General features: G+C 71.1%; 16 protein-coding genes. 4 read left to right on the forward strand and 12 right to left on the reverse strand.

The features are described from left to right. Positions 1 to 71 precede the first annotated feature (71 nt). From AB0D46_RS34275 to AB0D46_RS34300, 6 genes are all read right to left on the reverse strand, one after another. Positions 72 to 893 carry a shikimate dehydrogenase gene (locus AB0D46_RS34275; protein ID WP_362883391.1) on the reverse strand — a complete coding sequence of 274 codons (822 nt, stop codon included), beginning with the start codon at positions 891 to 893 and terminating at the stop codon, positions 72 to 74. 7 nt (positions 894 to 900) lie between these two features. Continuing rightward, positions 901 to 2,688 (reverse strand): endolytic transglycosylase MltG, encoded by a 1,788-nt coding sequence (mltG, locus tag AB0D46_RS34280; protein ID WP_362883393.1) that lies wholly within the window; start codon positions 2,686 to 2,688, stop codon positions 901 to 903. Between the two features lie 128 nt (positions 2,689 to 2,816). Next, on the reverse strand, positions 2,817 to 3,287 hold the full coding sequence (gene ruvX / locus AB0D46_RS34285) for a Holliday junction resolvase RuvX (protein ID WP_362883395.1): 471 nt from the start codon (positions 3,285 to 3,287) through the stop codon (positions 2,817 to 2,819). Positions 3,288 to 3,289: 2 nt separating this feature from the next. Continuing rightward, positions 3,290 to 5,959 (reverse strand): alanine--tRNA ligase, encoded by a 2,670-nt coding sequence (gene alaS, locus AB0D46_RS34290; RefSeq protein ID WP_362883397.1) that lies wholly within the window; start codon positions 5,957 to 5,959, stop codon positions 3,290 to 3,292. Continuing rightward, positions 5,959 to 6,303 (reverse strand): DUF6167 family protein, encoded by a 345-nt coding sequence (locus AB0D46_RS34295; RefSeq protein ID WP_362883399.1) that lies wholly within the window; start codon positions 6,301 to 6,303, stop codon positions 5,959 to 5,961. Before AB0D46_RS34295 ends, alaS begins: the two co-directional genes overlap by 1 nt. Before the next feature lie 8 nt (positions 6,304 to 6,311). After that, the gene (locus tag AB0D46_RS34300) at positions 6,312 to 6,755 is read right to left on the reverse strand and encodes a DUF948 domain-containing protein (RefSeq protein WP_362883401.1); all 444 of its coding nucleotides are present in this window, start codon (positions 6,753 to 6,755) and stop codon (positions 6,312 to 6,314) included. Between the two features lie 146 nt (positions 6,756 to 6,901). Between AB0D46_RS34300 and AB0D46_RS34305 the strand changes: the two genes are divergently transcribed. Beyond that, positions 6,902 to 9,103 carry an AAA family ATPase gene (locus tag AB0D46_RS34305; RefSeq protein ID WP_362883403.1) on the forward strand — a complete coding sequence of 734 codons (2,202 nt, stop codon included), beginning with the start codon at positions 6,902 to 6,904 and terminating at the stop codon, positions 9,101 to 9,103. Positions 9,104 to 9,123: 20 nt separating this feature from the next. Here AB0D46_RS34305 and rpsD read toward each other — a convergent pair whose 3' ends face one another. Then, complete coding sequence (gene rpsD, locus AB0D46_RS34310; protein WP_008740451.1) at positions 9,124 to 9,735, reverse strand: 30S ribosomal protein S4; 612 nt, start codon at positions 9,733 to 9,735, stop codon at positions 9,124 to 9,126. A 55-nt stretch (positions 9,736 to 9,790) separates the two neighbouring features. On the opposite strand from rpsD, the gene AB0D46_RS34315 reads away from it, so the two are divergent. Then, the gene (locus tag AB0D46_RS34315; RefSeq protein WP_362883405.1) at positions 9,791 to 10,702 is read left to right on the forward strand and encodes a DUF2470 domain-containing protein; all 912 of its coding nucleotides are present in this window, start codon (positions 9,791 to 9,793) and stop codon (positions 10,700 to 10,702) included. Positions 10,703 to 10,774: 72 nt separating this feature from the next. On the opposite strand, the gene AB0D46_RS34320 is transcribed toward AB0D46_RS34315, so the two are convergent. The 4 genes from AB0D46_RS34320 to AB0D46_RS34335 all read right to left on the reverse strand — a co-directional run bounded on the left by AB0D46_RS34320 (position 10,775) and on the right by AB0D46_RS34335 (position 14,927). Beyond that, positions 10,775 to 12,127 (reverse strand): replication-associated recombination protein A, encoded by a 1,353-nt coding sequence (locus tag AB0D46_RS34320; protein ID WP_362883407.1) that lies wholly within the window; start codon positions 12,125 to 12,127, stop codon positions 10,775 to 10,777. A gap of 44 nt (positions 12,128 to 12,171) precedes the next feature. After that, on the reverse strand, positions 12,172 to 12,786 hold the full coding sequence (locus tag AB0D46_RS34325) for a vitamin K epoxide reductase family protein (protein ID WP_362883409.1): 615 nt from the start codon (positions 12,784 to 12,786) through the stop codon (positions 12,172 to 12,174). 157 nt (positions 12,787 to 12,943) lie between these two features. Then, complete coding sequence (gene hisS, locus AB0D46_RS34330; protein ID WP_362883411.1) at positions 12,944 to 14,203, reverse strand: histidine--tRNA ligase; 1,260 nt, start codon at positions 14,201 to 14,203, stop codon at positions 12,944 to 12,946. A 10-nt stretch (positions 14,204 to 14,213) separates the two neighbouring features. After that, positions 14,214 to 14,927: an MBL fold metallo-hydrolase gene (locus AB0D46_RS34335; protein ID WP_362883413.1), complete on the reverse strand. Its 714-nt coding sequence runs from the start codon at positions 14,925 to 14,927 to the stop codon at positions 14,214 to 14,216. A gap of 152 nt (positions 14,928 to 15,079) precedes the next feature. Between AB0D46_RS34335 and AB0D46_RS34340 the strand changes: the two genes are divergently transcribed. Together AB0D46_RS34340 and AB0D46_RS34345 are read left to right on the forward strand one after the other, a co-directional pair. Next, entirely contained in the window at positions 15,080 to 15,859 is a 780-nt protein-coding gene (locus tag AB0D46_RS34340) for a peptidylprolyl isomerase (RefSeq protein ID WP_362883414.1), read from the forward strand. Between the two features lie 213 nt (positions 15,860 to 16,072). Continuing rightward, the gene (locus tag AB0D46_RS34345) at positions 16,073 to 17,302 is read left to right on the forward strand and encodes a DUF349 domain-containing protein (protein ID WP_362883416.1); all 1,230 of its coding nucleotides are present in this window, start codon (positions 16,073 to 16,075) and stop codon (positions 17,300 to 17,302) included. A 91-nt stretch (positions 17,303 to 17,393) separates the two neighbouring features. Here the strand turns inward: AB0D46_RS34345 and AB0D46_RS34350 are convergent, their stop codons facing one another. Beyond that, entirely contained in the window at positions 17,394 to 19,823 is a 2,430-nt protein-coding gene (locus tag AB0D46_RS34350) for a bifunctional (p)ppGpp synthetase/guanosine-3',5'-bis(diphosphate) 3'-pyrophosphohydrolase (protein ID WP_362883418.1), read from the reverse strand. Between the last annotated feature and the right edge of the window lie 193 nt (positions 19,824 to 20,016).

A 20,016-nucleotide genomic window follows, 5' to 3' on the forward strand; every position in this document is an offset into this window, starting at 1 on the left:
GGCCCCGGTCCAACTGTCGGACGCCCCGCCCGTCAGGTGAACGCCGACCGGCGGGATCCGACGGGGACGGCCTAGCGCTCGGCGAGCGCCCGCTCGCCCGCGGCGCGCATGGCGGCCAGCGGTCCCGGGCGGCCGGTCATCGCGCCGACCTGGAGCACCGCCTGGTGGACCAGCAGGTCCAGGCCGCCGACGACCTTGCCGCCGCGCGCGGACCAGGCCGCCGCCAGGGCGGTCGGCCACGGGTCGTAGAGGACGTCGAAGAGGGTTCCGGCGCCTTCGGGGACGGCCGCCGCCAGGGAGTCCGTCGTACCGGCCGGGGTGGTCGCGATGACCAGCGGGGCGTGGAGCGCCTCGGCCGCGTCCGTCCAGTCCGCGGTACGGACGGGCACGCCGAGCCGGTCGCCCCACCGGTGCATCTCCTCGGCGCGGGCGCGCGAGCGGACGTACGCGGTGACCTCGCCGGTGCAGATCCGGGAGAGGGCGGCCAACGCCGAGGAGGCGGTGGCGCCCGCTCCGAGGACGGCCGCGGCGGGCACCTTCTCGACGCCCCGCTCGTGCAGGGCGGCGACGATGCCGGGGATGTCGGTGTTGTCGCCGAGGAGACGGCCGTCCTCGGTCAGGACGACCGTGTTGACCGCCTCCACCGAGGCCGCGGTGTCGCTGACGCCGTCGAGCAGGGCGATGATCGCCCGCTTGAGCGGCATGGTCAGCGACAGTCCGGCCCACTCCGGGCCGAGGCCGCCCACGAATGCCGGGAGGGCGGCCTCGTTGATCTCGAAGCGGTCGTACGACCAGTCGTCGAGGCCGAGCTCCCGGTAGGCGGCGCGGTGCAGCACCGGTGAGAGGGAGTGCTCGATGGGCGAACCCAGCACCGCGGCCCGTATCCGTGACATGTCGTGCCTATCCGCCGTTCTTCTGGTTCTGCCGCGCCAGGAACTCGTCCACCAGTTTCTGGTGTTCCTCGTAGGTCTTGGTGAAGGTCGTCGTCTTGCTGTCGACCGACACGAAGAACATCCAACCGCCGTGGTCCGGGTTGAGCGTGGCGCTCAGCGCTTCCTCGCCGGGGTTCCCGATCGGGCCCGGGGGCAGGCCCTTGACGAAGTGCGTGTTGTAGGGATTGTCGAGCGCCCTGGCTTCCTTGATGTTGAAGTTCAGGTGGCTGGTGCGCTTGATGTAGTTGTAGGTCGAGTCGAACTCGATCTTCTGGTTGGTGACGTCGTTCGTCTTCTTCAAGCGGTTGTAGACGACCTCGGACATCTTCCGGAAGTCCTCGTGGTGCTTGCCCTCGGCGTTGACGAGACTGGCGACCGTGATCACCTGGAGCGGGTTCTCCAGGCCGAGGTCCTTGGCCTTGGCCTCGACGCCCAGTTCCGTGTACTTGTCCGAGGCGTTCTTGACCATCTGCCGGAGCATCGACTCCGGCGTGCTGTCCTTGCCGATGTCGTAGCGCGCCGGGTAGAGGAAGCCCTCCAGCGGGTCGATGAGCTTCGGGTTGTTGCCGGCCCAGGCCGGCAGGCCGAGGTTCTTGGCCTCGCGCTTGGCGATCTCCTCGGTGGTGCCGGTCTGCTTCCCGAGGCGTTTGTCGATCAGCTCGTAGACCTCGTAGGTCCGCTTGCCCTCCGGGACGGTGAGCACGTTCAGCTTGCTCGGGTCGAGCATGACGGCGACGGCGGCCGCGGCCGACATCTTCTTCTTCAGCGGGTAGACGCCCGGCTGGATCGCGTTGCCCTTGGACCCGGCCGCGGCCGTGAACGCGTCGACGCTCGCGACGATGCCGTTCTTCTTCAGGATGTTGCCGATCTGGGCGACGGTGGACCCCTGGGGGATCTCGACGTCGACCGTCTCGCCGCTGCCCTCGCCCGCGAAGTCGGCGGCCGTGGCGAACCGTTCCTTGATGTAGCTGTAGCCGTAGTAGCCGCCACCGCCGATCACGCCGACCATCACGACGGCCGCGACCAGGCAGGCCGCGCCGCTGCGCTTCTTCTCCTTGGTCTTCTTGCCGCCGCCGCCCTTGCGGTCGCCCCGACGGCCGCGCGGCTCGTCGTCGCCCCCGCCGCCCCCGGCGAGCAGCTCTTCTTGGAGCTCCTCCTCCGGCTCGTCGACCGGCTCCGGCTCCAGGTGCCGTCTGCCGGGCGGCTGCGGAGGCGGGTAGGCGTCCTCGGTGGTGTACAGGTCGGGGGCCTCGCCGGGGTAGTCGCCGACGGCCTGCTGCGCGTACGGGTCGGCCACCGCGTAGGGGTCGGCCTGCACGGCCGCCGCCACGTACTGGCCCTGGCCGGTGTCCCAGCCCTGGGCGTCGTACACCGGCTGCTGGGACTGGACCTGCTGCTGCTGGGCCTGCTGCTGGGGCTGGGCCTGCTGCTGCGCACCGGGGTGCTGCGGGGCCCAGCCCTGCTGCTGCTCCGCGTACTGGGGGTACGGGGCGGCGGCGTACTGCTGCTGGTACTGCGGGTCCTGGTACTGGGGATCCGGGTACTGCTGCGGACCCCCCTGGTACTGCGGGACCTGCTGCTCCGGGTACGGGTACGGGGGTACCTGCTCCTGGTACTGCGGCTCCTGCTGCTGCGGTGCGCCGCCGTACGGCACCTGGCCCTGCTGGGTCTGGTGCGCGGTCCACCCCTGGTCCCCGTACAGGGGATCCTCGGGGTGCCACGGTTCGGAGCCGCCGCCCCGGCCATACTCAGTCATCGGTCCCCTAGAGCCGCGAGACGGAGGCCACGGCCTTTCGTGGGCCGCGACACCCGGTTCCGCCTCTTTAGTGGTGGCGACGGCTGTTCGAATGCCGTCTCATTTCGCGGAACGTTACCGTATCGCGATCAGACAACCACTTCGACGCACTCACCGGGCGGATTACCTGATACCCGTTCGGTCTCCAAGGCGTTCTGCAGGATCACCACGGCGGCCGCCTGGTCGATGACCGAACGGCCTTTCTTGGCGTTCCTGCCGGAAGCCCGCAGCCCCTGGGCGGCGGTGACCGTGGTCATCCGCTCGTCCACCAGCCGGACCGTCACCGGTTTGATGCCCTTGGCCAGTTCGTTCGCGAAGGTGCGCACCTTGGCCGCGGCCGGTCCCTCCCGTCCGCTGAGCGAACGGGGCAGACCGACGACGACCTCCAGGGGCTCGTACTCCGCGACGAGCTGTCGCAGCCGCCGGTGGGCGGCCGGGACGTCCCGGCCGGGGACGGTTTCCACCGGGGTGGCCAGGACCCCGTCGGGGTCGCAGGAGGCGACCCCGATCCGGGCTTCCCCGACGTCTACGGCCAGTCGGCGGCCGCGGCGCAGCGTCATCGTCAGGCCGTCTCGACCACGAGGCGCTCGACGGCGCCGATGGCCTGCGGGATCGCGGCCGCGTTCTGGCCGCCGCCCTGGGCGACGTCGGGCTTGCCGCCGCCACCGCCGCCGAGGGTCTTGGCGGCCGTGCGGACCAGGTCGCCGGCCTTGAGGCCGCGCTCGCGGGCCGCCTCGTTGGTGGCGATCACGGTCAGCGGACGCCCGCCCGCCACGGTGAACAGGGCCACCACGACCGGGCGGTCGCCCTGGATGCGGCCGCGGACGTCGAGGACCAGCTTGCGCAGGTCGTCGGCGCCGGTGCCGTCCGGGACGGTGCCGACGACGAGGGCGACACCGCGGATGTCCTGGGCGCCCGCGGCGAGACCGGCGGCGGCCTGGAGGACCTTCTCCGCGCGGAACTTCTCGATCTCCTTCTCGGCGTCCTTCAACTTGCCGAGCATGGAGGCGATCTTCTCCGGCAGCTCCTCGGGACGGCCCTTGACCAGTTCCTGGAGCTGGGCGACGACCGTGTGCTCCTTGGCGAGGAAGTTGTACGCGTCCACACCCACCAGGGCCTCGACGCGGCGCACGCCGGAGCCGATGGAGGACTCGCCGAGCAGCTTCACCAGGCCCAGCTGGGCGGTGTTGCCGACGTGCGTGCCACCGCACAGCTCCTTGGAGAAGTCGCCGATGGTGACGACGCGCACGCGCTCGCCGTACTTCTCGCCGAACTCGGCGATGGCGCCCTGCTTCTTCGCCTCGTCGATGCTCATGATCTCGGCGGTGACGTCGAGCTCGCGGGAGAGCACGTCGTTGATCTTCTGCTCGACGTCGGTGAGGACCGTGCCGGGGACGGCGTTCGGCGAGCCGAAGTCAAAGCGGAAGCGGCCGGGCGAGTTCTCGGAACCGGCCTGGGCGGCCGTGGGGCCGAGGGCGTCGCGCAGCGCCTGGTGGGTCAGGTGGGTGGCCGAGTGGGCTCGGGCGATGGCCCGGCGGCGGTTGATGTCGATGGCGGCGTACGCGGAGGCGCCGACCGTCACCTCTCCGACCTGGACGGAGCCCTTGTGCACGGAGACACCGGGAACCGGCTGCTGGACGTCGCGGATCTCGATCACGGCGCCGGAGTCGAGCCGGATCCGGCCCTGGTCGGCGAGCTGGCCGCCGCCCTCGGCGTAGAACGGGGTCCGGTCGAGGACGACCTCGACCTCGTCGCCCTCGGTGGCGGCCGGCGAGGAGACGCCGTTGACCAGCAGGCCGACGATGGTGGACTCGCCCTGGGTGGTGGCGTAACCGGTGAACTCGGTGGCGCCGGATCCGTCGGCGATCTCGCGGTAGGCGGACATGTCCGCGTGGCCGGTCTTCTTGGCCTTGGCGTCGGCCTTGGCGCGGTCGCGCTGCTCCTGCATCAGGCGGCGGAAGCCGGGCTCGTCCACGGAGAGGCCCTGTTCGGCGGCCATCTCCAGGGTGAGGTCGATCGGGAAGCCCCAGGTGTCGTGGAGCAGGAACGCCTTGTCGCCGGAGAGGATCGTGCCGCCCGCGGCCTTGGTCTCCGTCACGGCGGTGTCGAGGATGTTCGTGCCGCCCTTGACGGCCTTGAGGAACGCGGCCTCCTCGGCGAGCGCGACGGTCTCGATGCGCTTGCGGTCGGTGACCAGCTCCGGGTACTGCTCGCCCATGGTGTCGACGACGACGCCGATGAGGTCCTGGACGACCGGGCCGGTGGCGCCCATGAGGCGCATGTTGCGGATGGCGCGGCGCATGATGCGGCGCAGGACGTAGCCGCGGCCCTCGTTGCCGGGGGTGACGCCGTCGCCGATGAGCATGGCGGAGGTGCGGATGTGGTCGGCGACCACGCGGAGCGAGACGTCGGTCCCCTGGGCGGCCCCGTAGCGCACGCCGGTCAGCTCGGTGGCCTTGTCCATGACCACGCGCAGGGTGTCGGTCTCGTACATGTTCTGCACGCCCTGCAGGATCATGGCGAGACGTTCCAGCCCGAGGCCGGTGTCGATGTTCTTCGACGGCAGGTCGCCGAGGATCGGGAAGTCCTCCTTCCCGTCGCCGGCGCCGCGCTCGTACTGCATGAAGACCAGGTTCCAGATCTCCACGTAGCGCTCGTCGTTGACGGCCGGGCCGCCCTCGACGCCGAACTCGGGACCACGGTCGTAGTTGATCTCCGAGCACGGGCCGCAGGGGCCGGGGACGCCCATGGACCAGAAGTTGTCCTTCTTGCCCAGGCGCTGGATTCGCTCGGCGGGGACGCCGATGACGTCGCGCCAGATCTGCTCGGCCTCGTCGTCGTCGAGGTAGACGGTGATCCAGAGCTTCTCGGGCTCCAGGCCGTAACCGCCGTCCGCCACGGAGCTGGTGAGCAGCTCCCAGGCGTACTTGATGGCGCCTTCCTTGAAGTAGTCGCCGAACGAGAAGTTGCCGCACATCTGGAAGAACGTGCCGTGGCGGGTGGTCTTGCCGACCTCTTCGATGTCCGGGGTGCGCACGCACTTCTGCACGCTGGTGAGCGTGGACGCGGGCGGCTTGACCTCACCCAGGAAGTACGGCTTGAACGGCACCATGCCCGCGGGCACCAGCAGCAGAGTCGGGTCGTCCGCGATGAGCGACGCCGAAGGGACAACGGTGTGACCGCGCTCCTCGAAGAAGCTCAGCCAGCGGCGGCGGATTTCAGCCGACTCCATCAGTGGTCCTCATTCCGGTCGTACGAAAACTTCGGTCGGTGGTCGTTCTTGTCGTGCGCGATGGCCCGCAACCGTCGCGGCCCGGGGAGGGCGGTGACGTGGTCGGGGGCATCGGGGTCCTGGGTCAGCCCCAGTGCGTCGTTCAGCTCGTCCTCGCGCTGCGTCATCCCCGCCTTGACGTCGAGGGCGAAGTCCTTGAGGCGGTGCCCCGCCTCGACGGCCTTGTCGGCGGCCTGGGCGGCGAGGCTCTCCGGCGTCAGCTTCTTGAGCTGACGGTTGACCTTGGTGGTGGCCCACACGCCGGCGGCGGCGCCTGCGGTGAACCAGAAGGCTCGGCGGAACATCGGCGGTCTCAGCCCTTCTGCTTCCGGCGGCGGGCCGTCGGCACCGTACGGCCGACGATCACGCTGCGCCGGGACGTCTTCTGCGGGTCGCGGCCGGTCGCCGCCCCGTCGTTGCGGCCGAGGGCCCGGCGGACGCCGTAGCCAAAGGCCGCGACCTTGACCAGCGGCCCGCCGAAGGTGGAGGCCACGGTGGAGGACAGCGCGGAGGCGTTGGAGGTGACCTCCTGGACGTCGCTGGCGATGGCGTCGACCCGGTCGATCTGGGTGCGCGCCGAGCGGACGGTGGTGGAGGCATCCGCGAGCAGCGGAACCGCCTGCTCCGTCACGTCGGCCACCAGCTTCGTCGTCGCCTTCAGCACCTGGGCGAGCCTCACCAGAACGACGGCGAGGAAGGAGACCAGGATGGCCCAGAAGACGGCCACGAGGATCCCGGCCACCTCTCCACCGGTCACGTTGCACCGCTCCCTGAACTTGAAAACCTACGGAGAAAAGTCTCCTCCGACCCTATCGCGCCGGAGATCCGCCGCAGTACCGGAATTCCGGGGACCGCGCGATCGCCTTGTACGCAGCGCACCGGGAGCAGTACCCTCCGTGTCCCATGCGACAGAGACCCCTTCGAATCAGGACCCGGGGCAATCTTCCCTCGGAGCTCAGCGGGTTCGTCGGGCGGGGTGGCGAACTGGCCCGGCTGGGGCGGCTGCTGGATTCCGCGCGACTGGTGACGATCACCGGGGTGGGCGGGGTGGGCAAGTCCCGGTTGGCGCTGGCGGCGGCCCGCGCGGTCGCCGAGGGGATCGCGGCGGAATCCCGGGACGGGGGCGGGCCGGGTTCACGGCCGCAGGAACGCCACTTCCACGGCGTGTGGCTGGCCGAGCTGTCCGGCGTACGCGATCCGGCGCTGCTGGAGTTCACCCTCGCCGAGGCGCTCGGGCTGACGGACCACACCACTCGGCCGCCCCGGACCGTCCTGGCGGAGCACCTGGCGGGGCGCCGGTTGCTGCTGGTCGTGGACGGCTTCGAGCAGCTGGTCGAGGAGACGGCCGAGCTGCTGGCGGAACTGTTGCGCCGCTCCCCCGGCCTGCGGGTGCTCGCTGCGGGCCGGCGCACGCTCGGCGTGGAGGGCGAGCAGGCCTTCCCGCTGGCCCCGCTGGAGCCCACCGGGGCCCTGGAGCTGCTGGTCGGGCGGGCGGTCGCCGCCGACCCGGCCTTCGTCGTGACGGGGACGACCCGGCCGCTGCTGGCCGAGCTGTGTGCCCGGCTCGACGGGATCCCGCTGGCCCTGGAGCTGGCGGCGGGCCGGTTGCGGACGCTGTCGCCCGCCCAGGTGCTGGCCCGGCTGGAGGACCGGTTCGCGCTGCTGACCGGCGGGGCGCGCGGGGCGCCGGCCCGGCACCGGGCGCTGCGGACGGCGATCGGCTGGAGCCACGAGCTGTGCACCCCCGCCGAGCGGTTGCTGTGGGCCCGGCTGTCGGTCTTCGCCGGGCAGTTCGACCTCGACGCGGCCGAGTACGTGTGCGCCGGCCCCGACCTGCCGGTGGACACCGTGCTCGACGTGGTGGGCGAACTGATCGCGCAGTCCCTGCTGGTCCGGGAGGAGACCCCGGCCGGGGTCCGCTACCGGATGCTGGAGACCGTACGGCTGTACGGGGCGGGCTGGCTGGAGTCGCAGGGGGACGCGACCCGGCTGCGACGGCGCCACCGGGACTGGTACATGGGCCTGGCCACCTGGTGCGAGCTGGATTGGTTCAGCCCGCGCCAGCAGGAGGTGGCGGCCCTGGTGGAGGTGGAGCTGGGGAACCTGCGCCTCGCGCTGGAGTGCTGCCTGGACGAGCCGGAGGAACTGCACCTGGGCCAGTACCTGGCGGGCACCCTCTGGTTCTACTGGGCGGGCTGCGGCCGGCTGACCGAGGGCCGCCACTGGCTCGACCGGACCTTGGAGCAGGTCCCGGCCGAGGGGCAGGAGGAGTACGAGGGCTCCCGGCTCAAGGCGCTGTGGGTGCTGGGCTACGTGGCGGCGCTCCAGGGCGACGCGGTGGCGTCGATGAGCGCCCTCCACGAGTGCCGCGACGCCGCGCTGCGGTCGGGAAACGAGGTGGCGGCGGCGTACGCGGTGCACCGGATGGGCTGCCTCGCCCTGGTCTCGGACGACATGGCGCGCGCCGGTGAGCTGTTGGGTGCGGCGCTGGACCTGTACCGGGAGGCCGGGGAGCTGAACAGCAACGTCCTGATGTGCCAGGTGGAGCTGGCGATGGCGATGGCGTTCCAGGGCGAGCTGGCGGGCGCCGCGACGCTCTGCGAGGAGGTCCGGGAGATCTGCGAGGACCGCGGTGAGCGCTGGACGAAGGCGTACGCCCTGTACGTGTTGGCGTACGCGGCGCTGGACGCGGGGGACACGGCCGGCGCCCGACGGCTGCTGACCGAGTGCGTGACGGTCAACCACACGTTCCGGGACCTGGTGGGGTTGGTGCTGGCGGTGGAGCTGCTGGCCCTGGTCACGGTCACCGAGGGCCGACCCGCGGAGGCGGCGGTGCTCCAGGGCGCGGCGGAGCCGATGTGGGGCGGGGTCGGTCTGCGCCTGTTCGGATCGGGGTACTTCAACGCGCCCCGGCTGATGTGCCAGCAGCGGGCCGGTGAGGCGCTGGGCCCGGAGGGGTACGCGGTGCACGCCGCCGAGGGGCGGCAGTTGAGCGTGGACGCCCTGGTCCTGCGGGCGCGCTGGGTGCCCGGTCGGGACGGCGCCCCGAGAACGGGAAAACCCGCCGCCCCCCGGAGGGGACGACGGGTTGACACCAGCCTGTGAGGGCTACGCCTGCCGACGGATCAGCGGGCGTAGTACTCGACGACGAGCTGCTCGTCGCAGATGACCGGGATTTCCTTGCGGTTCGGGTCACGGTCCAGGCGGAAGGCCAGGGCCTTCAGGTTGACCTGCAGGTAGCGCGGGGTCTCGCCCTCGCCTGCGTAGCCACCCTCACGGGCAACCTGGAACGGAACCTTCTCGCGGCTGCGCTCGCGCACGGTGATGACGTCGTCCGGGCGGACACGGAACGACGGCTTGTCGACCTTGTCACCGTTGACCTCGATGTGGCCGTGAACGACCATCTGGCGGGCCTGGTAGATGGTGCGGGCGATGCCCGAACGCAGGACCAGGGCGTCGAGGCGACGCTCGAGCTCGACGACCAGCGCCTCGCCCGTCTTGCCTTCGGCCTTCTTGGCGCGGTCGTACGCGCGGGCCATCTGGCGCTCGGAGATGTCGTACTGCGCGCGCAGACGCTGCTTCTCCAGCAGACGAACCTTGTAGTCCGAGTTCTGCTTGCGGCCACGGCCGTGCTCGCCCGGCGGGTAGGGGCGGGCCTCGAAGTACTTGACGGCCTTCGGGGTCAGCGCAATGCCGAGGGCACGCGACTTCTTGACCTTGGGTCGCTTCTGGTTCACGTGGAACCTACCTCCATGTAAGTTAGGTGAGGCTTACCTTAGCGAGGAGGACGTAATGTCTCGACCACATGGGATCCCCCTGCCCAGTGCGCGGCGAAGTTCGGGTTCCAACGAAACGGAATCCGCTTTCGACGACGATAAGCAAGGTCAGCCGCGTCCCAGGGAAGGCGTTCGGCAGCTCACCGGAGCCGAACGCGTACGAACCCTCGTAGAGTCCAACGCCTCAGTATCCCTCACCCTGCCGGGTGCTCGTGACAGTCACGAGTCCGAAGAGCTGGGGACAGGAGTGCCGGCCGCGCGGACCGTCACCCCGGACGGGGACGTGATTCTCCTTGTTTCCGGGGAATCCACGGCTGCCAGGGCAGCCGCTCACGCCCAGGACGACGACCTCACGGCCGTGATCGAGATCACGGACGTGGCGCCGGTGTCCGTGCCCCATCGTATCCGAGGCCGTGCGTGGCTGGCCGGGTGGCTGACGCCGGTGCGCGGGGACGACCGCGCGGTCTGCGCCGCGCTGCTCGCCGAGCGCCGTCCGGTGGGCGAGCTGTTGGGCATGTCCGAGTCCCTGGACGCGCCCCACTCCGGCCGGCCCGCCTGGATGATGCTGCGCCTGGAGGTAGGTGAGATCTCGGTGGACGACCTGTGGGGCGCCGAGAACGTGGACCCCGAGGACCTCGCCGGCGCCGAGCCGGATCCGATGGTGGCGCACGAGACGGAGCTGCTCCAGCACCTGCACGCCGCCCACGGGGACCGGATCGCGGACCTGTGCGGGCTGCTCGGGCCCCGCGGGGCGCGGGGCATGCGGGCCGTTCCGCTCGCCCTGGACCGCCTGGGTCTGCGGGTGCGCTTCAGCGGTGCCTCGGCGGAGTCCTCCTTCGACGCCCGCTTCGACTTCCCCGAGCCGGTCACGGACATCTGCGGCCTGCGCCGCGCCGTGCACCACCTCTTCGCGGCCGCGTCCCACTGAGGATCCGAAGGGGGCGGCCCAAGCGGGGCAGGTCGCCGGCAGTTCGTAGGGCGACCGCGCGACGCCCGGGGGTCAGGACCCGCCGCGCAGCCGCTCGCGCACTTTGTCGACCACGTCCGCGTACCTGGCCTCGGCGCCGTAGCGGGTCGGCTCGTAGTATCGCTTGCCGTGGATCTCGTCCGGGGCGTACTGCTGCGCGGCGATGGCGCCCGGCACGTCGTGGGGGTAGACGTACCCCTGGGCGTGCCCCAGTTTCGCCGCCCCCTTGTAGTGCCCGTCGCGCAGGTGCGGCGGCACGGTGCCCGCCAGCCCGGCCCGTACGTCGGCCAGCGCGGCGCCGATCGCGGTGGTGGCGGTGTTCGACTTGGGGGCGAGCGCCAGGGCGATGGTGGCGTGCGACAGGGTCAGCGCCGCCTCCGGGAAGCCGATCATGGCGACGGCCTGGGCGGCGGCGACGGCGAGCGGCAGGGCCGTCGGGTCGGCCAGTCCGATGTCCTCGCTCGCGGAGATCATCAGGCGTCGGGCGATGAACCGGGGGTCCTCCCCCGCGTCGATCATCCGGGCCAGGTAGTGGAGCGCCGCGTCCACGTCGGAGCCGCGGATCGACTTGATCAGCGCGCTCGCCACGTCGTAGTGCTGGTCGCCGTCCTTGTCGTAGCGGACGGCCGCGCGGTCGACCGCCTCCTCGACGGTCTGCAGCGTGATCTCCCCCTCGCCCTTGGCGAGGGCGGAGCCGGCCGCCGCCTCCAGGGCGGTGAGCGCGCGGCGGGCGTCGCCGCCGGCGATCCTCAGCAGGTGCGCCTCCGCGTCCGCGGGTAGGGTCACGGCCCCGCCCAGGCCGCGCTCCTCGGTCAGCGCGCGGTGCGTCAGCGCGCTGAGGTCCGCGTCCGTCAGCGGTTCGAGGGTGAGCAGCAGGGACCGCGAGAGCAGCGGCGAGATGATCGAGAAGTACGGGTTCTCCGTGGTCGCCGCGATCAGGGTGACCCAGCGGTTCTCCACGGCCGGGAGCAGGGAGTCCTGCTGGGCCTTGCTGAAGCGGTGGATCTCGTCGAGGAAGAGGACGGTGTCCTTGCCGTAGCCGCCGGCGGCGCGCTTGGCGCCCTCGATGACCGCCCGGACCTCCTTGACGCCGGCCGTGATGGCCGAGAGTTCCACGAAGCGCTTCTGCGTCGCCTGGCTGACCACGTAGGCGAGGGTCGTCTTGCCGATGCCGGGCGGACCCCAGAGGATCACCGAGGAGGCTCCGGCCGGTCCGCCGGCGCCCTCCCCCACCAGCCGGCGCAGCGGCGAGCCGGGCTTGAGCAGGTGCTGCTGTCCGACCACCTCGTCCAGGGTGCGGGGACGCATCCGGACCGCGAGCGGTGACGCCGAGGGGTCCTTCGCCCGGCGTTCCTCGGCTGCGGCGGTGAAGAGGTCTGGTTCCACACCGAAAGCCTATGCGAGGGCGCCGACAGTCCCGGCCGGCCGGCTCAGGAGGTCCAGAAGTCCCACCAGCGGGTCAGGATCAGCATGCCGATGATCCCGACGTGCAGGACGGGCAGGACCCAGGTGAACTCGTCGAGGAAGCCGCGCAGCCAGGCGGGGGCGGGGACCAGACCTTGGCGCACGTTGTGCGCGGTCACGTACCAGAACATGACGATGGTGGCGACCCAGGCCAGGCAGCACCACAGGCAGAGCGAGTTGATGCGGTAGAGCGACTGGTGGGTGAGCCAGGCGCAGAAGACGACGCCGAACAGGGTGCCCGCGTTCAGCGTCAGCCAGTACCAGGGGCGAAAGCGCGCTCCGGCGAGCAGGCTCATGCCGACGCAGACGACGATGCCGTAGGCCACCAGTCCGAGCATGGGGTTCGGGAAGCCGAAGACGGCGGCCTGGTCGCTCTTCATGATGTTGCCGCAGGAGACGATCGGGTTCAGGCTGCAGCCCGGCGTGAAGTTCGGGTCCTCCAGCAGCTTGAACTTGTCGATCGTGATCACCCAGGCCGCGAGCAGGCCCGCGGCTCCCGTGATCACCAGCAGTAGCGCCAGGGCGCGGCTGCCGCCGAACGTCCGGGGGCCGGTTTCCGTGCCCGCACCTGTTGTCGTCATACCCGCCCGCTCCGCATCCGCAAAGTCATCAAGCACCGGCCATTGTGCCGTACGGGGGTCCGTGTCGGCCGTTCGATGGGGATAAGTGCGGGGAAAGCGACGCGGGGCGGGACGGGGACCACCGGTCCCGGTCCCGCCCCGCGCGGGGTGTCGCCGGTCAGGCCAGGCGGGCCTTGACCGCGGTCACCAGGTCGGCCAGGGCCACCGGGCCCTGCTCGCCGGACTCCATGTCCTTGAGCTGGACGACGCCCTCGGCGATGTCGCGGTCGCCCGCGACGACGGCGAAGCGCGCGCCGCTGCGGTTCGCGTCCTTCATGGCGCCCTTGAGCCCCTTGCCGCCGTAGGACATGTCGGCGGCGACGCCCTCCTTGCGCAGCTGCGTCACCAGCCCGAACACGGTGGCCTTGGCCTCGCCCAGGGCCACCGCGAACACCGTCGTCGTCGCCGGGATGTCCAGGGTGACGCCCTCGGCCTCCAGGGCCAGCACCGTACGGTCCACGCCGAGCGCCCAGCCCACCGACGGCAGCGCCGGTCCGCCGATCATCTCGGACAGGCCGTCGTAGCGACCGCCGCCGCCGACCGCCGACTGCGAGCCCAAGCCGTCGTGGACGAACTCGAAGGTGGTGCGGGTGTAGTAGTCGAGCCCGCGCACCAGCTTCTCGTCGTCCTCGAAGGCCACTCCGGCGGCCGTGATCAGCGCCCGGACCTCCTCGTGGTAGGCCTTGCAGGCGTCGCACAGGTAGTCGCGCAGGGCGGGGGCGCCGACGAGCTGCTTCTGGACCTCGGGGCGCTTGTCGTCGAGGACGCGCAGCGGGTTGATCTCGGCCCGGCGGACGGTCTCCTCGTCCAGGTCGAGCCCGCCCAGGAAGGCCTGGAGGGCCTCCCGGTAGACGGGGCGGCACTCCTTGTCGCCGAGCGAGTTCAACAGGATCCGGAAATCGCTCAGCCCCAGGCCTCGGTAGGCCTGGTCGGCCAGGATGATCAGCTCGGCGTCGAGCGCCGGGTCCTCGGCGCCGATGGCCTCCGCGCCGACCTGCGAGAAGTGGCGGTAGCGGCCCTTCTGGGGGCGCTCGTAGCGGTAGTACGAACCCGAGTACCAGAGCTTGGCCGGCAGGTTGCCCTGCTTGTGGAGGCTGGCCTCCAGGGCCGCGCGCAGCACGGAGGCGGTGCCCTCCGGGCGCAGGGCGAGGTTCGAGCCGCCCTTGGTGGTGAGGGTGAACATCTCCTTGGTGACGATGTCGGTGGACTCCCCGACGCCGCGCGCGAAGAGGTTCACGTCCTCGAAACCGGGGGTCTCGATGTAGCCGTAACCGGCCGTGCGCAGCGGGGCGGAGATGGCCTCGCGGACCGCCAGGTACTTGGCCGAATAGGGCGGGATGAGGTCGTACGTGCCCTTGGGGGCCTTGAAGGTGCTCACGGAAGTCTCGTCACATTCCTCGTCGTGGCGCGGCTTTCGGGTCCGCTGCCAGGCCGGCGGCGACCTCCCGCAGGTACGGGTTGGTCGTCCGCTCGCGGCCGATGGTGGTCTGGGGACCGTGGCCGGACAGCACCACGGTGGAGTCGTCGAGCGGCAGGCACACGCGGGCCAGCGATTCGAGGATCTCGGCGTGGGATCCGCCCGGCAGGTCGGTGCGGCCGATGGAGCCGGCGAAGAGCAGGTCGCCCGAGAAGAAGACCGGCGGAACGTCGGCCGACTCGGGCATCCTGAAGGCCACCGACCCCTTGGTATGACCGGGCGCGTGCGCCACGGAGAACTCCATCCCGGCGAGCTTCAGGCTGCTTCCGTCGGTGAGTTCGCGGACGTCGTCCGGCTCCCCCACGGTCAGCTCGCCCATGAGCGGCATCCCGATGGAACGGCCGAGGGCCTTCTCCGGGTCGCTCATCATGTAGCGGTCCTCGGGGTGGATCCAGGCCGGTACGTCGTGGGCCCCGCACACCGGGACCACCGAGGCGACGTGATCGATGTGGCCGTGGGTGAGGACGACCGCGACGGGCTTGAGCCGATGCTTCTTCAGCGTCTCCTCGACGCCCTGGGCCGCTTGGTGGCCCGGGTCGATGATCACGCACTCCTCACCCGCGGCGGGGGCGACCAGGTAGCAATTGGTCCCCCAGGCTCCGGCGGGGAACCCGGCAATCAGCACGTTCGTCCTCAATCGTCGTCCGGCGGGAGGCAGCGGATCGGAATCTGCTGCTCAGAGCCTACCGGCGTCGCTCATTACACAGCGAACCCATATACGGTACGGCCTAACCCAGCCCGGACAGCGGTACCAGAGACGCACAAGGAGACGACCCGGTGGTCACGAGCGATCAGCGTCGGCGACAGCTCGCCAGGGAGAAGTACGAGCGCCAGCAGCAGCGGCGGGCACAGGCCCGTCGCAAGTCGAGGCAGCGGCTGGCCGTGATCGGCGCGGCGGCGGCCGTGGTGGTGGCCACTCTGGTGGGCCTCATCGCGGGCGGCGTCTTCGACAACGAGGACAAGACGGTCGAGCCGGCCGCGGACGCGTCGCCCTCGGCGGCGCCCACGCCCAAGCAGTCGCCGCCGGCGATGGCGATCGACGACAAGGCGAAGTACACCTTCGACCTGAAGACGAGCGCGGGCCCGATCAAGTTCGAGATGGACGCGGCGAAGACCCCGCAGACCGTGAACTCGTTCAAGGCGCTGGCCGACAAGGGCTTCTTCGACAACACGAAGTGCCACCGGCTGGTGACGGGCGGGATCTTCGTCCTGCAGTGCGGTGACCCCGAGGGCACCGGTTCCGGCGGCCCGGGCTGGACCATCCCGGACGAGAACCTGGACGCGCTCGGCAAGCCGAACGAGCAGGGTCAGGTGATCTACCCGGCGGGCACCGTCGCGATGGCCAACACGGGTCAGCCCGGCAGCGGCGGCAGCCAGTTCTTCCTGGTCTACAAGGACAGCCCGCTGGCTCCCACGTACACGCCCTTCGGCACGATCGACCCGGCCGGCGTGAAGGTCCTGGAGGAGGTCGCCAAGGCCGGTACGGCCACCGGAACGCCGGACGGCGCCCCGAAGACCCCCGTGACCATCGAGAAGGGCACGGTCACCAAGAACTGACCGGTCCGACGACCACCGGCCCGGCCCGGCCCGCCTCCCGCACGTCCCGCGTACGTCTCCCGTACGTCGATATTGCGTCGGGCGGGATGCGGACAGCCGGCCCGACGGTCGCCTATGTTGGCGTTGTGCAGGGCGGGCGCTGCCCGCCCCAGGAAACTGTGGACGATGCCCGGGGGGCGAACCCCCTCGACGGCATCAGGTGGAGGAGGCGCTGTGAGCAGCGACCCGTGGGGCCGAGTCGACGAGACCGGCACCGTGTACGTGCGTACTTCCGAGGGCGAGCAGGTCGTCGGCTCGTGGCAGGCGGGCACCCCTGAGGAGGCCCTGGCCTACTTCGAGCGCAAGTACGAGGGCCTGGTGGTCGAGATCGGCCTCCTCGAACGGCGGGTGCGGACCACCGATCTGTCCGCCAAGGACGCCCAGACGGCCATCGAGCACCTGCGCACGCAGGTGGACGAGCACCACGCCGTGGGTGACCTGGCGGCGTTGCGCGTGCGGCTCGACAAGCTGGTGTCGACCGTCGACTCGCGGCGCGAGGAGCGCAAGGTCCAGAAGGCCAAGCAGGCCGACGAGGCCCGGACGGCCAAGGACGCGCTGGTGACCGAGGCCGAGGAGCTGGCGCAGAGCGACCAGTGGCGCTCGGCGGGTGAGCGACTGCGGGCCCTCGTCGACATCTGGAAGGGTCTGCCGCGGCTGGACCGCAAGTCGGACGACGAACTGTGGCACCGCTTCTCGCACGCCCGGTCCGCCTTCTCCAAGCGCCGCAAGGCGCACTTCGCCGCGCTGGACGCCCAGCGCGAGGACGCCCGCAAGGCCAAGGAGAAGCTGGTCGCGGAGGCCGAGTCGCTGTCGAAGTCGACGGACTGGGGTCCGACGGCCGCCCGCTACCGCGAGCTGATGGACAGTTGGAAGGCGGCCGGTCGGGCGCAGCGCGAGTCCGAGGACGACCTGTGGAACCGCTTCCGCGGCGCGCAGGACGTGTTCTTCGCGGCGCGCGGCGGGGTCTTCGCCGAGCGGGACGCCGAGCAGGTCGAGAACCTGAAGCTGAAGGAGGAGCTGACCGTCGAGGCGGAGAAGCTCGTCCCGATCACGGACCTGAAGGCGGCCCGCGCCGCGTTCCGCTCCCTGAACGAGCGCTGGGAGGCCATCGGCCACGTACCGCGCGACGCCCGTCCCAAGGTCGAGGGTCGGATGCACGCGGTGGAGCGCGCCATCCAGGAGGCCGAGGAGGGCGAGTGGCGGCGTACGAACCCGGAGGCGCGGGCGCGTGCCGCCGGTCTGACGGGTCAGCTCCAGGCGGCCGTCGACAAGCTGCGCGGCCAGGTCGACGCGGCGCGCGCGGCGGGCAACAACGCGAAGGCCGACAAGCTGGCGCGTGAACTGGAGGGCCGCCAGGCCCTGCTGGACCAGGCGCTGAAGGGCCTGGAGGAGTTCGGCGGCTGAGCCACGGACACCGTACGGCGATGGGCGCCACTCCTCGGGGGTGGCGCCCATCGTCCTGTCCGGGCCGGTACCGGCGTGCTCGGACCGCGCGCTACGGCCTGCGGGCCGAGGTCACGCGGTAGACGTCGTAGACGCCCTCGACGCCGCGGACCGCCTTCAGGACGTGTCCCAGGTGCTTCGGGTCGCCCATCTCGAAGGTGAACCGGGAGGTGGCCACCCGGTCGCGCGAGGTCTGCACGGCCGCGGAGAGGATGTTCACGTGCTGGTCCGACAGGACCCGGGTGACGTCCGAGAGCAGTCGTGACCGGTCCAGCGCCTCGACCTGGATGGCGACCAGGAAGACCGAGGACTGGGTGGGCGCCCACTCCACTTCCAGCATCCGCTCGGGCTGCTGGGAGAGGGAGTCGACGTTGACGCAGTCGGCGCGGTGAACCGATACGCCACTGCCCCGGGTCACGAAGCCGATGATCGGGTCGCCGGGCACCGGGGTGCAGCAGCGGGCCAGCTTGACCCACACGTCGTCGACGCCCTTGACCACCACGCCGGGATCGGCGTTGCCCCGCCGCTTGCTGCGGCCGCGGGCCGGCGGGATGCTCTCCTCGATGTCCTCGTTGGCCGCGTCCTCGCCGCCGAGGGCCTGCACCAGCTTCTGCACGACGCCCTGCGCGGCCACGTGGCCCTCGCCGATCGCCGCGTACAGCGAGGAGATGTCGGGGTAGCGCATCTCGTGGGCGAGCGTGACGAGGGAGTCGCCGGTCAGGATCCGCTGGATCGGCAGGTTCTGCTTGCGCATGGCCCGCGCGATGGCGTCCTTGCCGTGCTCGATGGCCTCGTCGCGGCGTTCCTTGGAGAACCAGCCGCGGATCTTGTTCCGGGCCCGGGGCGACTTGACGAAGCCGAGCCAGTCGCGGGACGGGCCCGCGCCCTCGGCCTTGGAGGTGAACACCTCGACCAGGTCGCCGTTGTCGAGGGTCGATTCGAGCGGGACGAGCCGCCCGTTGACCCGCGCCCCTATCGTCCGGTGACCGACCTCGGTGTGGACGGCGTACGCGAAGTCGACGGAGGTGGCGCCGGCGGGCAGCGCGATGACGTCGCCCTTGGGCGTGAAGACGAAGACCTCGTTGCGGGAGAGGTCGAAGCGCAGCGAGTCGAGGAACTCGCCGGGGTCCTCGGTCTCCTTCTGCCAGTCGAGCAGCTGCCGCAGCCAGGCCATGTCGTTGACGGTGTCCTGGCCGGCGCTGCCCTTGGCCGCCTGCGGGACGTCGGTGCGGACCTTGGAGGTGCCGGCGACGGTCTGCTGCTTGTACTTCCAGTGCGCGGCGATGCCGTACTCGGCGCGGCGGTGCATGTCGAAGGTGCGGATCTGCAGTTCGACCGGCTTGCCGCTGGGCCCGATGACCGTCGTGTGCAGCGACTGGTACATGTTGAACTTGGGCATCGCGATGTAGTCCTTGAACCGGCCGGGGACCGGGTTCCAGCGCGCGTGCACCGTGCCGAGGGCCGCGTAGCAGTCCCGCACCGTGTCCACGAGGACGCGGATGCCCACCAGGTCGTAGATCTCCGCGAAGTCACGGCCGCGGACGATCATCTTCTGGTAGACGCTGTAGTAGTGCTTGGGGCGGCCGGTGACCGTGGCCTTGATGCGGGCCGCCCGCAGGTCCGTCATCACCTCGTCGGTGACGACGGCCAGGTACTCGTCGCGCTTGGGGGCGCGCTCGGCGACGAGCCGGACGATCTCGTCGTACATCTTGGGGTAGAGGATCGCGAAGGCGAGGTCCTCCAACTCCCACTTGATGGTGTTCATGCCCAGGCGGTGGGCCAGCGGCGCGTAGATCTCAAGGGTCTCGCGGGCCTTCTTCTCCTGCTTCTCCCGCTTGAGGTACCGCATGGTGCGCATGTTGTGCAGGCGGTCGGCCAACTTGATGACCAGGACCCGGGGGTCCTTGGCCATGGCGACGACCATCTTGCGGACGGTCTCGGCCTGCGCGGCCTCGCCGAACTTGACCCGGTCCAGCTTGGTGACGCCGTCGACCAGAAGGGCGACCGCGTCGCCGAAGTCGCGGCGCAGCTGCTCCAGGCCGTACTCGGTGTCCTCGACGGTGTCGTGCAGCAGGCCGGCCATGAGGGTGGCCGGGTCCATGCCGAGCTCGGCGAGGATGGTGGTCACCGCGAGCGGGTGGGTGATGTACGGGTCACCGCTCTTGCGCTTCTGGCCCCGGTGCCAGCGTTCGGCGACCTGGTAGGCCTGCTCGATCTGGCGCAGCGTCTCCGTGGAGATCTTCGGGTCGTTGCTGCGGACTATGCGCAGGAGCGGTTCCAGTACCGGGTTGTACGGGTTGGAACGCTGCACGCCGAGGCGGGCCAGGCGGGCGCGCACCCGGTTGGAGGATCCGGCCTGCTTCGCCGGAGCGGGCTTGACCGGCGGGGCCGGCGGCGCCGGCGGGGGCGTGGCGGCGGCCGCCGCGGCCGGCTCGGCCGGGTCGGGCTGCGCGGCGGGCAGTGGCTGGACCTCGTCTGGCAAGAGCGCTCCTCACGGGGGTCCCCCCGAACGGAGTCTGGGGGAGGATCCGGGGCCCCGGTCAGGTCCGGATAACCCATGGTAGCGAGGGTTGCGCCGGCCCGTTCCCCCGCGCCCGCCCCGCGGGACGGCGGCCCTGCGCCCCCCCCGGCGACACGCGGAAGCGGCGGGCCCCCGGGAGGTTCCGGGGGCCCGC

Origin of the sequence: Streptomyces sp. NPDC048383 (assembly GCF_040651775.1) — a bacterium.
Lineage (GTDB): Bacteria > Actinomycetota > Actinomycetes > Streptomycetales > Streptomycetaceae > Streptomyces.

Bases quoted from the DNA above. Each gene is read 5' to 3' on its own strand.
- AB0D46_RS34275 (WP_362883391.1), bottom strand. From the start codon at position 893: ATGTCACGGATACGGGCCGCGGTGCTGGGTTCGCCCATCGAGCACTCC.
- alaS (WP_362883397.1), bottom strand. From the start codon at position 5,959: ATGGAGTCGGCTGAAATCCGCCGCCGCTGGCTGAGCTTCTTCGAGGAG.
- AB0D46_RS34305 (WP_362883403.1), top strand. From the start codon at position 6,902: ATGCGACAGAGACCCCTTCGAATCAGGACCCGGGGCAATCTTCCCTCG.
- AB0D46_RS34315 (WP_362883405.1), top strand. From the start codon at position 9,791: ATGTCTCGACCACATGGGATCCCCCTGCCCAGTGCGCGGCGAAGTTCG.
- ruvX (WP_362883395.1), bottom strand. From the start codon at position 3,287: ATGACGCTGCGCCGCGGCCGCCGACTGGCCGTAGACGTCGGGGAAGCC.
- AB0D46_RS34325 (WP_362883409.1), bottom strand. From the start codon at position 12,786: ATGACGACAACAGGTGCGGGCACGGAAACCGGCCCCCGGACGTTCGGC.
- AB0D46_RS34295 (WP_362883399.1), bottom strand. From the start codon at position 6,303: ATGTTCCGCCGAGCCTTCTGGTTCACCGCAGGCGCCGCCGCCGGCGTG.
- mltG (WP_362883393.1), bottom strand. From the start codon at position 2,688: ATGACTGAGTATGGCCGGGGCGGCGGCTCCGAACCGTGGCACCCCGAG.